Annotated in this window: 12 protein-coding genes and 2 tRNA genes; 5 read left to right on the top strand and 9 right to left on the bottom strand. The window is 45.2% G+C overall.

Going from position 1 to position 16,345, the window contains the following annotated elements; genetic code table 11:
- Window positions 1-85: 85 nt before the first annotated feature.
- The 8 genes from PSBA01_RS05105 to PSBA01_RS05070 all read right to left on the bottom strand — a co-directional run bounded on the left by PSBA01_RS05105 (window position 86) and on the right by PSBA01_RS05070 (window position 7,107).
- On the bottom strand, window positions 86-775 hold the full coding sequence (locus tag PSBA01_RS05105) for a 50S ribosomal protein L25/general stress protein Ctc (RefSeq protein ID WP_071002496.1): 690 nt from the start codon (window positions 773-775) through the stop codon (window positions 86-88).
- A gap of 407 nt (window positions 776-1,182) precedes the next feature.
- On the bottom strand, window positions 1,183-2,130 hold the full coding sequence (locus tag PSBA01_RS05100; RefSeq protein WP_057758042.1) for a ribose-phosphate pyrophosphokinase: 948 nt from the start codon (window positions 2,128-2,130) through the stop codon (window positions 1,183-1,185).
- A 110-nt stretch (window positions 2,131-2,240) separates the two neighbouring features.
- Window positions 2,241-2,316 (bottom strand) — tRNA-Gln (locus tag PSBA01_RS05095).
- Window positions 2,317-2,479: 163 nt separating this feature from the next.
- Window positions 2,480-2,555 (bottom strand) — tRNA-Gln (locus tag PSBA01_RS05090).
- Between the two features lie 167 nt (window positions 2,556-2,722).
- On the bottom strand, window positions 2,723-3,307 hold the full coding sequence (locus PSBA01_RS05085; RefSeq protein ID WP_186475247.1) for a hypothetical protein: 585 nt from the start codon (window positions 3,305-3,307) through the stop codon (window positions 2,723-2,725).
- Between the two features lies 1 nt (window position 3,308).
- Window positions 3,309-4,271 carry a 4-(cytidine 5'-diphospho)-2-C-methyl-D-erythritol kinase gene (ispE, locus tag PSBA01_RS05080; protein ID WP_186475246.1) on the bottom strand — a complete coding sequence of 321 codons (963 nt, stop codon included), beginning with the start codon at window positions 4,269-4,271 and terminating at the stop codon, window positions 3,309-3,311.
- 90 nt (window positions 4,272-4,361) lie between these two features.
- The gene (lolB, locus tag PSBA01_RS05075; RefSeq protein WP_186475245.1) at window positions 4,362-4,991 is read right to left on the bottom strand and encodes a lipoprotein insertase outer membrane protein LolB; all 630 of its coding nucleotides are present in this window, start codon (window positions 4,989-4,991) and stop codon (window positions 4,362-4,364) included.
- A 178-nt stretch (window positions 4,992-5,169) separates the two neighbouring features.
- Window positions 5,170-7,107, bottom strand: coding sequence for a tetratricopeptide repeat protein (locus PSBA01_RS05070; RefSeq protein WP_071002489.1), 1,938 nt, complete (start codon window positions 7,105-7,107; stop codon window positions 5,170-5,172).
- A 551-nt stretch (window positions 7,108-7,658) separates the two neighbouring features.
- Here PSBA01_RS05070 and hemA point away from each other — a divergent pair.
- The 4 genes from hemA (at window position 7,659) to PSBA01_RS05050 (ending at window position 11,861) form a co-directional block, all read left to right on the top strand.
- Window positions 7,659-9,050: a glutamyl-tRNA reductase gene (gene hemA / locus PSBA01_RS05065; RefSeq protein ID WP_093067289.1), complete on the top strand. Its 1,392-nt coding sequence runs from the start codon at window positions 7,659-7,661 to the stop codon at window positions 9,048-9,050.
- A 516-nt stretch (window positions 9,051-9,566) separates the two neighbouring features.
- Window positions 9,567-10,703 (top strand): aminotransferase class V-fold PLP-dependent enzyme, encoded by a 1,137-nt coding sequence (locus tag PSBA01_RS05060; protein ID WP_186475244.1) that lies wholly within the window; start codon window positions 9,567-9,569, stop codon window positions 10,701-10,703.
- 205 nt (window positions 10,704-10,908) lie between these two features.
- Window positions 10,909-11,346 carry a YeeE/YedE family protein gene (locus tag PSBA01_RS05055; RefSeq protein WP_075105759.1) on the top strand — a complete coding sequence of 146 codons (438 nt, stop codon included), beginning with the start codon at window positions 10,909-10,911 and terminating at the stop codon, window positions 11,344-11,346.
- 95 nt (window positions 11,347-11,441) lie between these two features.
- A complete protein-coding gene (locus PSBA01_RS05050) occupies window positions 11,442-11,861 on the top strand; it encodes a DUF6691 family protein (protein WP_186475243.1) in 420 nt (139 codons plus the stop codon).
- A 207-nt stretch (window positions 11,862-12,068) separates the two neighbouring features.
- Here PSBA01_RS05050 and PSBA01_RS05045 read toward each other — a convergent pair whose 3' ends face one another.
- The gene (locus PSBA01_RS05045) at window positions 12,069-13,733 is read right to left on the bottom strand and encodes an AMP-binding protein (RefSeq protein WP_186475242.1); all 1,665 of its coding nucleotides are present in this window, start codon (window positions 13,731-13,733) and stop codon (window positions 12,069-12,071) included.
- A 399-nt stretch (window positions 13,734-14,132) separates the two neighbouring features.
- Here PSBA01_RS05045 and PSBA01_RS05040 point away from each other — a divergent pair, with 399 nt between their 5' ends.
- Window positions 14,133-16,268 carry an NADPH-dependent 2,4-dienoyl-CoA reductase gene (locus tag PSBA01_RS05040; RefSeq protein WP_186475241.1) on the top strand — a complete coding sequence of 712 codons (2,136 nt, stop codon included), beginning with the start codon at window positions 14,133-14,135 and terminating at the stop codon, window positions 16,266-16,268.
- Window positions 16,269-16,345: the final 77 nt, after the last annotated feature.

Raw genomic sequence — 16,345 nt, 5'->3', positions numbered from 1 at the left:
AGATTTCAAATCGCCTGCTGTCTTCTTAACTAAACGAATCTGTTACTAAGTAGCACAAAATAAAATGCTACCTAGACATAGTATATTACTCGTCGTCGTTGCTTTCTTCAGCATCAGCGCCGTCGTTTTGCTCAGTTGCTGGTACTTCATCAGCATCAACGTCGTCAGCATCTTCGTCAACTTCTTCAACCGTTGGTGGCTGCATGTTAACGATAGTACGGTCATGGCCGTCTTCTAGCTCAAGCTCATGAATCACAACGCCTTCAGGAAGTTTGATGTCTGATAGACGGAACAAATCACCGATTTCCATACCAGATACATCTACTTCTAGATATTCAGGAAGTTGTGATGGTAGGCAGATCACTTCGATATCAGATACTAAAGTAGACAATACGCCACCAGCAGCAGTACCTGGCGCTTCTTCACGACCAACAAAATGCACAGGAACGTTCATGTGGATTTTTTGACCTTTTACAACGCGCTGGAAGTCAGCATGCATTGGGAAGCCTTTAGCAGGATGACGCTGCAAGTCTTTGATAACAGCTTGATGCTCGGTACCGTCAACATTGATGGTCAAGATGTGTGAAAAGAATGCTTCAAACTCAAGTGCTTTTACTAGCTCGTTGATTTTGATAGAGATCGCTGTTGGCTGCTCACCACCACCATAGATGATAGCAGGAACTAGGTTCTGCTTACGTAGGCGGCGGCTCGCACCTTTACCTTGTAGGTCAGCAGAACGATCAGTAGCGTTTAGTTCAAAATGATTATTGCTCATGGATATAATCCTATAAAAAGAATGATGAAGTGTCTGGTCATAAAAAAGTGGATTTGCGACCAATCCACTAATACGTGATGAGAGCTAATATCTATCGTTGCGTATAAATGACACAACTATCGATGTTAGCCATTTGCTTATAACAATGATTTTTATAGTAAAAATTACCAAAATAGCCATTATTATTCAGCATGATCAGCACTTTTGATAATGCTGGCCTGATTGAATAAAACAAACGGTCAGCACAGGCGCGCATTATACGGGATTTTGTAGTAATAATAAAGACCTACGCAAAGTACGTACATAAAAATAGCGTCAAGTACTGATACTTGACGCTATTATTTTTATGACTAAATTTTTATTGTCACTACAATGTTATTAAAATTTATAGCAATGACTGTCTCATATTAAGCATCAAACATCGCACTAATAGATTCTTCATTATTAATGCGGCGTAAGCTCTCAGCAAGCATTGGCGCGATACTGACCTGACGGATTTTGCTACAGGCTTTTGCTTCGGCAGATAATGGAATCGTATCAGTCACGACGACTTCGTCTAGCGCAGATTCGCTGATGTTTTTGAGTGCATTACCTGATAGGACAGGGTGAGTGATATAAGCTAAGACGCGGCGTGCACCATTCTCTTTTAGTGCTTCAGCGGCTTTACATAATGTACCAGCCGTATCGACCATATCATCAACGATGACGCAATCACGGTCACGAACATCACCGATGATGTGCATCACTTGTGACTCATTGGCACGAGCACGGCGCTTGTCGATAATCGCCATGTCGGTATCGCCTAACTGCTTGGCCATTGCACGGGCACGAACCACACCGCCAACATCAGGTGAAACCACCATGATGTTGTCATAATCTTGTTTTTGTAGGTCGTTTAGGAGTACTGGCGTACCATAGATATTGTCTACAGGAATGTCAAAGAAACCCTGAATCTGATCTGAGTGCAAATCAACTGTCATCACGCGATCGATACTAACGATGTTCAGCATGTCAGCGACGACTTTTGCTGAGATAGGTACACGCGCTGAGCGCGGGCGACGATCCTGACGCGCATAACCAAAATATGGCATGACAGCTGTGATACGACCAGCACTAGAGCGACGCAAAGCGTCAGCCATCATCATGATTTCCATCAAGTTGTCGTTGGTCGGTGCACAAGTCGGCTGCATGATAAACACGTCTTTACCGCGCACGTGCTCTTTGATTTCCACGGCAATTTCGCCATCAGAAAAACGCGTGATGTCAGCTTTACCAAGAGGAATGTGTAGGTGGTCGGCGACGGTTTTCGCAAGTTCTGGATGGGCGTTGCCCGTAAAAATTGCCAAATAAGGCATGACTGAAGTCCTATTTATTGACTCAAGCAGCGACCACTAAGCAGTGTCTAACTGCCCAAATAAAGAAAAGAGTGGTGAAAGTAATTATAGACTACTAAGATAGTAAAAAATGGCAGGGGTAGCTGGACTCGAACCAACGGATGTCAGGATCAAAACCTGATGCCTTACCAACTTGGCTATACCCCTGTAATGTCTAGGCAGGACGAGCGCTGAATGCTAACAAAGTATTAGCTAGGCTTCGCTACCTATCAACCGTCTAAGACGGTGTTCCCTAGCGGTGTTCATTGCGAACTATACCGAAATTGGGAAGGTGTTGTCAATTGCTATCACTAGCAATCCAAACTAAAAATGGCAGGGGTAGCTGGACTCGAACCAACGGATGTCAGGATCAAAACCTGATGCCTTACCAACTTGGCTATACCCCTATTGTGGCGACCTATTATAAGTAAATTTTCAGATTTTGCAAGTCATTTGCGCCTTTTTCTGGTATTTATTCGAAACTAAGTGAATTAGCCTGAGTTGCATCGCTACTATTGTAGTGAATAGAGGTCTTTTTATTAAGCCTGTCAATCGTAAGCTAATGTTGTATGAGTTAATTTTGTACGAGAGGATTGACCACTCTACCACTCATAAATATTGCAGGTTCCGTCAAACAAGCTGTATTCTCTGGGTCTTCGATGACAATATCACCTTTTCGTAAATAGTAACTACCTATACGGTCTTTAATTTTGCCACTCGTAAGAACTTCCTCACCCAGTTTAACCTTGGTTCCCTTTAAAGAAATAGAGTTTTCATCCTCAAACAGAATGGCTCTATCTGGATAAAAAATAGGACTAAGATACTTATCATCGTTCTGAACAAAGTATAAGCAGTTATCTTTTATAACGTATTTGCCTTTCAAAACAAAATTGATTTCGCGCATTGAAAGAGCCGGTGCGTAAGTAAATAGTTCAGCAGGTGAACTGGTTTTACGGTGCTGCTCAGGAGTAGATATATTCTGAGAGTTATCTTTTAATTCAATTCCTAGCTGCGATGGTAAAATTACATTATCAGACAAACGCTTGGAATTAGGTTCATCATAAGACTTAGGTAGCGATGTACACCCAGTTAGACTCAATGACAAGCAAACAAAAACCGTACCTATTATTGAGCATTTTTTTAGATATAAAGCATTCACGTTACAAACTCCCCACCACATACCCCGAACAAGGCGCACTTTCAATCCATGTTACCAACAGCGCTTTATCAGAGGCAATACTCGCATCTAAGGGTAAAAACACCGCGCTACCAGAGCCAGTCATGCGTGCTGTACCCATTGCTTGCGTCTCTAACCCTTTTAAGTAATCTAAAGCCTCTGCAACAGCAGGAGCGAAGCTTGTCACTACTGGTGTAAAGACATTATGATAGGGCGTATTTAAATTTTGAACATAATCATTGGATTGATTTTTAATCGTATCAATCGACAGAGAAGTGATATCTCGCTGTAGTTTGGGGTGGGCGAATAGTTTGGCAGTATTCACATGCGCCTCAGGCGTTAAGACTAAATACTGCTGGTCAGGTAAATTGATGGCAGTTAATTTTTCACCAATTCCCATGGCAATGGCATCTTGCCCAAAGATAAAGATGGGTACGTCTGCGCCTACCTTTGCACCGATTATTATCAGCGCATCACAAGTAACGTTAAGCTGCCAAAGCTCATTAAGTACCAGCATAGTTGTTGCGGCATTGGATGAGCCACCGCCCAATCCTGCACCCATGGGCAAATGCTTGTCTAACGTGACAGTGACTTGTGCCAATTGCCTAGGTAGAGTCTCTGACTGTATGGCAAAAGCGAGCAATGCGCGCGCCGCTTTGAAGATTAAGTTGTCTTCTATATTGGCAGTTATCGCCTCTGCACCAGCTAATACCAATAGCTGATGACAGAGGGTATTGGCATCCGCTTTATTATCAGCCGTTTGTATCACAACATCATCCATGAGTGAAAAATGCAAATAATCGCCCCAATCAAGCAGGCGAAACACCGTTTGCAAATTATGATAACCGTCAGCACGCTTGCCTGTAATATGCAAAAATAGATTGATTTTTGCAGGGGATAGACGCGTAACAGTAGAGTCAGATGCTTCGGCTATGTTTTCAATCATGTTTTTTCATCATAAGGTACAGTCATAAACGACTATGGTAATGAGCAATAGGGGCTGATTTTTCAGTGGTGATATACTAGTAATGACGGACTAGTGATTAATCGTCATCACAACTTTATTGCCCTGTGGTTGTACAGCGCTGATTTTACTAGGGAGTTTGTCATTCCCTTTATAAGTAAAGCTGGCACTCCAGTCGCCATTGACTGATCTGATCAATCGGTTTTGAGCATCTAGCTGCGGAGCGCTATCTGAAGGCGCGGGGCGACCAGAAATCCAGTAAGGCATTTGCGAGATAGGCGCTTGCCAGCCAGTGGCTTTTTGTAATAGTTCCTCAGGGTCATCAGCGGTCAGTGTGCCTGTCTTTTCACTGACTAGCGTCGCGGTTTGACCATTGTACTCGATGTTGGTTTTACCAATGCCAAGCGCGCCGATGAGTTCAATAGCAAAACGATCGTTTTCTTGTCCCCATGCATAAAACGCACTACCACCTTGGGTACCTGAGGTGTCATTAGCAGGTATGGTCACCCCAATTTTACCCGTGATATTAAAGCTCTCTAGCTTTTTGGGCTGATCTGCGTTTTGAGCTTGCATCGTGGTTGGTTGATTGGTCGCGTTGGCTGTTTTTAGTGACTGACAGCCAGAGGTAATAACCATTGTAGTCGCTATCGCAGTAAGCAAAGCCAGTTTATTTGGTTTATAAGACATCGTTGATGCTGACATAATGTGCTCTCAAAATGGGAAAATGGACAGGTTAACAAAGATATTAGCTTAAGGGCTATTTGTTGCTCAGTTATGCACGGCTGTTAGCTTCTTATACGTCCCTTGTAATTGATAAGTGCTTTGTGACGTGTCAAGCCTAATGGCATCATGCCGCAACAGTTATTTTGAAAAACCACTATCAATATAGCTGTATGCTGTCATTGATATTGTGTTGTCCAAAGGAGAAGCGCTGTTGCAAATCTGCGAGTAGTGCTTCGACTTTTTCGTTATTGCCAAGACCTTGATAAGCACGCAGTAATAGAGTGCCTGAGCGCAGGGTTGGGAGCACATCGTAAGGCGTTTGCAGATAATCGATGACTTGCTTATAGTTTTCTTTGGCCAGTGCATTACCCGCCAGTACGTTTAGGGCCTGTAGATGAAGGTCATTATCGTAGCGCGGATCATCATAGCGAATCTGGATAATTGCTGTGGCGAGTGCCAGACCTTGCTCAGAGCTACGCTCGTTGGCCAATAGCAACTGTGCATAACTGAGCTGATAGGATAAATTGGTAGGATCGAGCGCCTGCAAATGATTAAGGAGTGTACGTTTGACGACATAGTCGCTTTTGTCATCTAACAGTTGGACACGGGCAAAGAGTAACATCTCATTATCAGGATATTTACGAGCGGCCCGCGTCAATAGACGTAAGGCTTCTTCTGATTCATTTTGCTGCCACAAAATATCGGCTTGCATCACAAAGGTGTCAGGGGCGAACACCGTAAAGTCTTTGCGTAGCTTTTCTAAAGTAGCAATGGCGGCGTCGACGTCGTCATTGAGCAATTCATATGCGACCACTTTTCGACGTGCTTCTAATACTAAGTCTTCTTGCATCACGGCATTGAGATAGTATTTGGCTTTATCAAACTGCTGCTGGCGCTCAGCACTGATACCGAGATAGTAATAAGCTTGGTCAAGGTAAGCGGGGTTTTTGGCAAGCATATTGAGTAGATCATCCGCACTCGCATATTCTTCGATATCCAAGCTCACTAGTGCTGCTAACAAGGTAATCTCAGCATCGTCGTTAAAGCGGCTGTGGGCTTCGAGCAATAGTTTCCAAGCTTGCTCGCTTTGTTTTAAGTCTAATAAGTAGCGAATCTCGTACAGGTACAAACTTTTGCTATCAGGATTGCGCAAGCGTGCTTGGCTTATATAGTTGACCACAGTTTCAGAGGTGACGATTTTGCGCAAGATGTCAGCCTTTAGGGTGATAAAAGGCACATAATCAGGCTGGCGCTCTAGCGCACGGTTGATATGCACGATAGCGATTTCGGGCTCATTAAATTGGTAAAGTAAACCAGCTTTTAATACGGACAGTGAAGCATTTTGCTCACTATCTAGTGGCTGCAAAGCGGCAAGCAGCTCGCGTTTGTCATCGTCATTATTGGGATAAATACCGATAAGGATTTCGCTCAAATCTGCACGCGGATCGTAACGCAAGATGCGGTTTAAGGTCTCGCCAGCTAAGATATAGTCGTGTGCCCGTAGTGCCAAATGCGCCACATAAAACCAAGCAGGTACATGATCAGGATTCTGGTCTTGCCATGATTTCGCAAAGGCTAATGAATCCTCAACCCTTTCATTACGCAATGATAGAGTTAGCGCCCTCTCAAATACCGCTGTGGCATCTTCTTTAAAAGATTGTTGCTTATAGATCGTCATCGCACGTTGTTTGTCATCACGATCCGCAGCAAACTCTGCATCTAATAGAGCATATAAACTGGGTTCGTTGAGTTCAGGCTGCCATAGGCTGGCTGGCGCTAGACCATCAATGTTGGTTACGCTATCTGTCATTTGGCTGTTTTTATGAACAGTCGTGCTGATAGAGGTGCTAGAAGTAGCATTATTATTTGCCCTGTTATCGCTAGTAATGACTGCTACTGGTGGCGTTTTTGCGGCCAATTCTGTATCAGCATGGCTGGCATGTGCAGGTACGGCAAGGCATAAACAGACGGCCAATGACAACGCTAGCTTATAACGCTGGCACAAACGATCAATAACGACTTGCAATAAAGCGCGGAGGCTAGATTGCTCGTTATAAAGAGGTTGTGATCTAGATAATGATCCAAAAAACATCATAGATAGTCGTGTTCGCCCATGGTTTACCTACATAGCTGAGGCAATTTTATTTTAATCATTTCAAATCAAATAGTGGTAATGAGTACCCATGACAAATATTATAAGAGCGGATGAACAGTATAAACAATAGCATCCGTGTTACTCATATCTGAGCAATCATCATTCTATTGATAGGCTATGACTGATACTTGTTTTAAGCATGAGTTATCTTGCTAAGACTTTTATACAAATAGGTATATTGATCAGAATACTGTGGAAATATAACAAGTTAGGCGACACTAAGCGAATGATTTATGATGATCTTAGCGACTATTTGCCAAAATACATCCATTGATTTTATCAATCATATCGGTAGTTGATTTGTTACATTTGCGACCAGATACAGAGATATCGCTATCATAGATGGGTGAGTGTTAATTAACGCCAGCAATAATGATATAATAAGCGGTTTTTAGGGTCTTCCTTTCAGCGCTGTCGTCAAAAACTGTCTTTTAAAAATAATAAGATAGCGTGAGTGGGCAGCTAGGCGTCATGTTTATGGTCTATCGATAATGAGATTAGTGGTCATTGGGGTCAATCACAAAACTGCACCAGTCGCTCTGCGAGAGCGCTTGGCGCTGGTGGGTGACGATGTGAATGTCGCGCTTGAGCAAATAGAATCCTTCACGGATGGCAGTGTGATTGTCTCTACTTGCAACCGTACTGAGATTTATGCGCTTGTGCCCCATACGTTGACCCCGCACCACTCACATTCATCAAGCTCGGCAGTCAATGAGCAGACAGATCACGCCATCTCCCACAATGATTTTAGTAGCAGTGCTCATGTCACATCAAGCATGATCAGCGCTCATATCCTCAAGATTAAGACGTGGCTTGCTGAATTCAAACAGCTGCCACTCGTAGATATCGATCCTTATCTCTATGTGCACCGCGACACGCACGCATTGACCCACTGGCTAAGAGTCGCAGCGGGGCTGGATTCTATGATACTGGGTGAGCCGCAAATACTTGGTCAAATCAAGCGCTCTGTGCATTTGGCACAAGAGCAAAAAGTATTGAGCAATCAGCTCGGTTGGATCGTTGATCAAGTATTTGCCGCTGCCAAACGAGTACGTAATGAGACGCAAGTGGGTGCACAAGCGGTATCGCTGAGTTTTGCGGCGGCCAAATTGGTCACGCAGATATTTGATGACTTGCCGAGTCGTACGCTATTGGTCGTCGCGGCAGGTGAGATGAATCGCTTGGTTGCCACCCATATCGCAGGACTTGGCGTTGGGCGAGTGATTATTTGTAATCGTAATCCTGAGCGTGCTGAGGCATTGGCGGCTGAACTGCGTAGTCCCAATCGCCGCATAGACGTCAGACCCTTGCAAGATTTGCCGCAAGTGCTGGCAGACGCCGATATTGTCAGCAGCTGTAGTGGTAGTATGGATTTATTGATTGATAAAACCATGACCATGCAAGCGCTTAAGCGTCGCCGTTATCAGCCAATGTTGATGATAGATTTGGCCGTACCACGTGATATTGACTCAACCATCAGTCGCATGGATGATGTCTATCTGTATTCTGTCGATGATTTGCAGCATGTGATTGCTGGCAATATTGAGCAGCGTCGGCAAGCGGCGGTCGATGCGGAACTTTTAGTCAGTCAATTGGTCGTTGAAATAGATCGTCGCTTCCAAGTTCGTCAAGTGGGTAAAGACATCCAGCAGTATCGTACCTGTACTCAAAATCAAGTAGATAAGCTACTGCATGAGTCCATTGCTAAGCTGCAACAAGAAGATAACAGTCCAGAAGACATTCTCATTGAGCTGTCACGGCGCCTGACTCAAACACTGACGCACGCACCATCCAAGCTCATGCGTAAAGCGGCCCGCGAAGGTGATAGCGATTTGCTAGATTTTGTGGTGTCTGGGCTACAGGATGCCCATCGCGGGCGCTAATGTTCTCACAGCGTCGATCAACGAACACTTACCAATAAAACTCTAATCACGCAAGCCATATCAGTGCCTGAGCGTATCGTTGTCAACCTCTAGTATCAGTGCTACTATCAAATCTTATGGATGATTTGGGTCAAGACAGTTTGGCTTGACATAGGGTGATGAGACTCGCTCATGTTGTGACTATAACGTGACTAGAAATAGTTTCGCCCCATGTTTATAGCCCTCATTAATGTGTATTAGAATCAGTGCGTTTGCATATCATGAATCTGAAGCATTGATATCAAAACAACACATGACCTCATCATCAAAGACAGTAGCGCTGGGTTAAAGGGTTATCTTGTCTATCCTATATCTTCTTCATTTTTGTTCGATATGAGTATTCGGTTGATACCAATCATCTATGGTACTTAACGATATTAGTATCTATATTATTTCCTATCCCCATATTATGGTATAAAAATAAGGTCCAAAAAATTAAGAAACAGTCATCATCTAATCATATACTAGGAGTGTTCCATGCCTGCATTACGTCAAGATATCGATCCAAACGGCTTATTAGAGTATTCGGTGGTCTACACTGATCGTGCGCTAAACCATATGTCAAAAGCCTTTCAGCAAGTGATGAATGACTTATCTAGTGATCTAAAATCTGTCTACAACGCGGATGCCGTGGTGATCGTACCGGGTTCTGGTACTTATGGTATGGAAGCGGTCGCGCGTCAACTGGCAAATGACGAAGATTGCCTCATCATTCGTAATGGTTGGTTTAGCTATCGTTGGACGCAGATTTTAGAAAAAGGCAAAATTGCCAAATCCTCTACCGTGCTCACAGCCAATCGTGCAGATGATAGCGAGTTACCAAAGCCGTTTGCACCAGTCGATATCGACACGGCGGTAGCTAAAATCAAAGAAGAGCAGCCAGCAGTGGTATTTGCGCCGCACGTCGAGACTTCGTCTGGCATGATTTTGTCAGATGATTATATCAAAGCGTTGAGCGCGGCTGTGCATAGTGTCGGTGGATTGTTGGTTATCGACTGTATCGCGTCAGGCTGTGTCTGGTTAGACATGAAAAACTTGGGTATCGATGTGCTGATTAGCGCGCCGCAAAAAGGTTGGAGCAGTACACCAGGCGCTGGTCTTGTCATGCTAAGCGAGGCGGCGGTCAAAAAAGTAGACAGCACAGAGTCTGATAGCTTTAGTATTGATCTAAAGCAATGGCTAAATATCATGCGCGCTTACGAAAACGGCGGTCATGCCTACCATGCGACGATGCCGACAGACAGCTTACGCCAGTTCCGTGATGCGGTGAATGAAGCCAAAGCGGTTGGTTTTGATAAGCTATGTGAGGCGCAGTGGACGCTTGGCAAACGTATTCGTGAAGTACTAGAAGCCAAAGGCATCGAGAGCGTTGCGGCTAAAGGCTTTCAAGCGCCTGGCGTTGTTGTGTCTTATACCGATCGTGATGATATGCATAAAGGCAGCGCTTTTGCGGCAGCGGGTGTGCAAATCGCCGCTGGTGTACCCTTAAAAGTAGGTGAACCTGACAGCTTCAAGACGTTCCGTTTGGGTCTGTTTGGCTTGGATAAATTAACCGATATCGACGGTACGGTCACGCGTTTTGAGTCCGCACTGGATGAAGTACTAAGCCAGTAGTTATGATTGAGAAACCTTTTAAAATGATACCGCTAACTTTATAAGTACTTCTGAAGACGCTTTTATCATCATAAAATACTGAGCCGTTATTATCATCATACGTGCTCAGTATTTTTTTACCCTTTTATTATATTTTATAATATAATGTATTTATATAAATAGAACGTTAAGCAAATACTTAATAAACCTAAATGGGTAGTCCGTTATGAGTATACAAATAGACTGGCAAGCATTTACACCGATCTCTTTAGTCGGTGGTCTGATGCTAGGGGTGGCGACGGTTATTTTGCTGCTCGGTATCGGGCGTATAGCCGGTATCAGTGGCATTTTTTCAAGCTTACTAAAACCCAAGCGTGTAGAGATGTGGCAGGTGCTGTTTATACTGGGTTTGGTCATATCGCCCGTGCTGTACAGGCTGGCAAGACCGCTACCTAACGTAGAGATTAGCACTTCTTTGCCACTGTTGATTGCCGCAGGGCTATTGGTGGGCTTTGGCACGCGTCTTGGCTCAGGATGCACCAGTGGGCATGGTATCTGCGGTAATGCACGTCTGTCTCCACGCTCACTGGCCGCGACCGTCACCTTTATGCTGTTGGGTATTGTGACCGTGTATATCGGTCGTCATGTCCTAGGGCTACTATAAATGCTCAATGGCAGATCGCCATGAGATTGCTAGTAGGACTAAAGCACGCACGATATATAAGAGTTAATAGAAGATAATAATAGCGAGAGACGACGATGCTAAAAAATATAATCGGATTACTGGCAGGGTTACTGTTTGGGTTTGGGCTGCTGGTGTCAGGTATGACGGACCCTGTAAAAGTACAAGGGTTTTTGGACATATTTGGCGCATGGGATATCTCCCTTGCACTGGTGATGGGTGGTGGTTTGTTCGTTGCATTTTTTGGTGTGCTGTTGGCCAAGCGTCAAGAGAGTAGCTGGATTGGCACGCCCATTGATATGCCAAGCAAAACCGTCATCACCAAACAATTGATTATCGGAGCCATGTTGTTTGGTATCGGCTGGGGGCTGGTCGGTATTTGCCCAGGGCCAGGCATCGTCTTGCTCGGGACGGGTCAGTGGCAAGCGTACGTGTTTATCCCTGCGATGATCATAGGGATGCTGGTCTATCAGTGGTTTGAGCCAAAAATTGGCTGATATAGTTAGTTCTCTATAAATTGGATACGGTGTCAGCCTCGCTTAGTCTACTATTTGTAGTACTTTTACTTGGCTTCCTTGTCTCCAAATTATATTGAACCAACTATAGTATAAATAGGCTAGCACTCGAAAAAAGGTCAGCCACGTATATGTGATTGACCTTTTTTATGAATGTTAGTTGATGACAGGATTTAATAAATCGCCGTTTTATTTAGCACTAGCAGTGACTTTTGACGTTTCATGCGCCAACGATTTGGCTGCTTGGCGTAGCTCAAACTTTTGTACTTTACCCGTACTGGTCTTTGGAATTTCAGCAAAGACGATATATTTTGGTACTTTAAAACCTGCTAAGTGCTGACTACAATGCGTCATGACTGTATCACGTTGCAAGGTGCTGCCCTCATGAATCTCGATAAAGGCGACGGGCACTTCGCCCCATTTATCATGTGGCGCGGCGACGACCGCACAGCTCTCAATCGCAGGGAGCTTGTATAGGACGTTTTCGACCTCGATACTAGAGATGTTCTCACCGCCTGAGATGATGATATCCTTGAGTCTGTCCATGATTTTGATATAGCCATCAGGGTATTTGACACCCAAATCCCCCGTGCGGAACCAACCATCAGTGAATGCTTCTTCGGTGGCTTTGCGGCTTTTTAGATAGCCTTTCATTACCATATTACCACGTAGTGCCAGCTCACCCATCTCTTCGCCATCGGCGGCGACTGGCTCAGTCGTGCCTTGTTTAAATACCTCAAACCCTGTCATTAAGTGTGAGGTCACGCCTTGACGTGATTTTTTTTGGGCGCGGGTAGCGACATCAAGATCATTCCATTCTTCTTGCTCAGCGCAAACGGTCACTGGCCCATAGACCTCAGTGAGACCGTAGACGTGAGAGATATCAAAGCCCATCGCTTCCATTGCTGCCAGCATGGTTTCAGATGGTGGTGCCCCAGCGACCCAGCCTTTGACGGTATGCGTAATGGCTTCCTTGTATTCGGGTTTGCCGCCAGCAATCATATTATGGACGACGGGCGCAGAGCAGTAATGGGTCACTTGATGCTTGGCAATTAGCTGCAATATCAAATCCGCATCAATCTTACGCAAGCAGACATTGACCCCAGCGCGCTCAGCGATGCTCCACGGGAAGCACCAACCGTTACAATGGAACAGCGGCAACGTCCACAGATACATTGGATGCTTTGGCATATCCCAATCCAAAATATTCGACACCGCATTGAGCGTAGCACCGCGATGATGATAAACGACGCCTTTTGGTTTGCCTGTTGTGCCAGAGGTGTAGTTCAGGGCAATGGCATCCCATTCATCCGCTGGCATCTCCCAATTATCCAAGCTGTCTGAACTGTCAACCAATGCTTCATAGCTCATCTGTCCAAACGCCTCGACATCGATAGCATGATCGGTCGCGTGAATGACAATGAGGTTTGGGAAGGTCTCATTGATGATCTCAGCGTGCTCCGCAAACTCGCTATCCAAGATAAGAACCTTGGCCTCTGAATGCTGCAAACAAAAGGTCAGGGCGTTGATATCAAGGCGCGTGTTCAACGTGCAGAGTACGCCGCCTGACATGGGTACGCCAAAGGCGCATTCGACCATCGCTGGCGTGTTTGGTAGCATGACGGCGACCGTATCGTTTTTATCGATACCCAATTTGCGTAAGCTATCCGCCAATTGACGGCAGCGCGTATAAGTCTGTTGCCATGTCTGAGTGAGATTGTTGTGTGCAAGGTCATCATAAATGATCGCAGTCTTATCGGGATAAACCTGAGCGCTACGGATAATAAAATCAATAGGGGTGAGTGGTTGATAATTGGCAGCGTTTTTGCCGAGGCCGGTATGAAAATCTGTCATGATGATAATCCTTTATCGTATTTTTATAACGCGTCAATAGGGTAACGCAGCACCGTAATTTAACATAGAAAGGTGTTAGATTAGAATAGTCGATGTTTATCGATTAGTCTAATGGGCGGTGAGGAGGAAGTGATAAAATAGTTGTCTGATTATAAAAAAACATTGTCAACACTGGAGCGGGCTTTACCATAATAACCTAACGATACGCCACCAGCCCGTGTGATAATTGGCACACTTCACGATCATATTCTGATCGTCGCTAAATAGTGCTCACTCATCAGTCGTTTGTCTGCATAGCTAGTGATAATAGCGGTGTGTTACGATACTGATAACGCTACATCTTATAGTATGTCTGTTCTGCAAAAATAGTCCAAAAAAACCATTCATAAGGAAAATGATATGACCGCCAGCCGTTCTGCCAATACGATCGAAACTGCCAGCACTAACGAATATTATCCACATTTATTTGAGCCATTAGATTTGGGTTTTACCACGCTAAAAAATCGCTTGGTCATGGGCTCTATGCATACAGGGCTTGAAGATCGTTTTTATAATTATGGTAAGCTGGCGGCGTATTTTGCAGAACGTGCCAAAGGCGGCGTGGCAATGATGATCACAGGCGGCATCTCTCCCAATCGCGAAGGTTGGTTGTTGCCTGCTGGCGGCACGATGAATACCAAAGCTGACGTCATCAATCACCAACGCCTCACTCGTGCTGTGCATAAGCATGACAGCAAAATCATCATGCAGATATTGCACAGTGGTCGCTATGGCTATCATCCTTTTGCGGTATCCTCCAGCCCAATCAAATCTCCAATCTCGCCGTTTAAACCGCGCAAGATGAGCATAAAAAATATCGAGCAGACAGTCAAAGACTATGCCCGCTCAGCGCGTCTTGCCAAGCAAGCGGGCTATGACGGTGTCGAAATCATGGGCTCTGAGGGCTACTTACTCAATCAGTTTTTATCGCGCCACGTCAATCAGCGTAGCGATCAATACGGCGGCGATATCAATGGCCGGATGAAGTTTGCCGTCGATGTGGTCAAAGCTGTTCGCGAAGCCGTGGGTGAAGATTTTATTATCCTATTCCGCTTGTCAGTGATTGATTTGGTCAAAGATGGCAACGTCATGGATGAAGTCATCACCGTGGCAAAAGCGTTAGAAGAAGCGGGCGTGACGATCATGAATACGGGCATCGGCTGGCATGAAGCGCGTGTCCCAACGATCGTCACCAGCGTACCACGCGCCGCTTTCGTTGATTTCACCGCTGAGATCAAAAAACACATCAGCATCCCGATGATGGCGGCCAACCGCATCAACATGCCAGACACGGTAGAAGAAATCATCGCTGCGGGTCAAGCTGACATAATTCAAATGGCGCGTCCATTCTTGGCGGATGCAAACTGGGTCAACAAAGCCAAAAACGGTCAGACAGATCGTATCAATACCTGTATCGCCTGTAACCAAGCGTGTCTCGATCATACGTTTGAAAACAAACGCTCGACTTGTTTGGTCAATCCACAAGCCTGTTATGAGACTGAGCTGGTCTACAAAAAAACCAAGAAACCGAAAAAAGTCGCCGTTATCGGTGGCGGGGTCGCTGGTATGTCAGCCGCTCATGTCGCCGCCTTACGTGGTCATGAAGTGACCTTGTTTGAAGCCAAAGATGTGTTGGGTGGACAGTTCAACTACGCCAAAGTCATCCCGGGTAAAGAAGAGTTCTTTGAGACTGTTCGCTACTATATCAACGAGCTTGAGCACTTAGGCGTCGAGATTAAACTTAATACTTTTGTAGATAAAGACATGTTGGAAAAAGCCAAGTTCCATCATGTTATCGTCGCCACTGGCGTTGTACCTAGAAGTCTCGCAGGTAAGCTTGAAGGGGCTGATCTGCCACAAGTCATCAGCTACGCTGAATTGCTCTCTGGTGAAAAAGCCGTGGGCAACACCGTGGCGGTCATCGGTGCTGGCGGTATTGGCTTTGATGTTAGTGAATATCTGACTGCCAATCACGGACAATCGCTGGATGAGATCGGCCCTGAAGGTCTAAAAGATCCAGATTATCGCCCTGAACCTCAGTCCATCAGCGAGTGGCGCGAGGAATGGGGCGTGACCAACGATACCGATTATCAAAGTGATGGCGGACTGGTCAGACCTAAAGCGATTAAGCCCATTCGCCAAGTCTATCTGATGCAGCGTAGCAAAGGCCGTTTGGGTAGTGGTCTGAACAAAACCTCAGGCTGGGTACATCGCGCGCATATCAAATCGCATGGCGTCATCCAAGTCGCTGGCGTGCAGTACGACAAAATCACCAACGAAGGTATTTGGGTCACCAACGCCCAAGGTCAAAGCCAGCTACTCCGTGTCGATAGCGTCGTCGTCTGTGCTGGTCAAGAGTCAGTCGCCAGTCTGATGCCAAATGTCGGTGATGCACCAGACGCGCAATATCATCTCATCGGCGGTGCTAAGCTCGCCGCTGAGCTAGATGCCAAACGTGCGATTCGTGATGGGGCTGAGGTTGCGGCAGGGATTTAAGGATTATTTAGACTTTTCAAATAATCTATATTTGAAAAAATGAATGTTTTGACAAAGGCTGTTTTTCTTGAGAACAG

Source organism: Psychrobacter sp. KCTC 72983, assembly GCF_014280455.1.
Lineage (GTDB): Bacteria > Pseudomonadota > Gammaproteobacteria > Pseudomonadales > Moraxellaceae > Psychrobacter > Psychrobacter pacificensis.
This window is presented reverse-complemented; position numbering and strand designations above follow the sequence as displayed.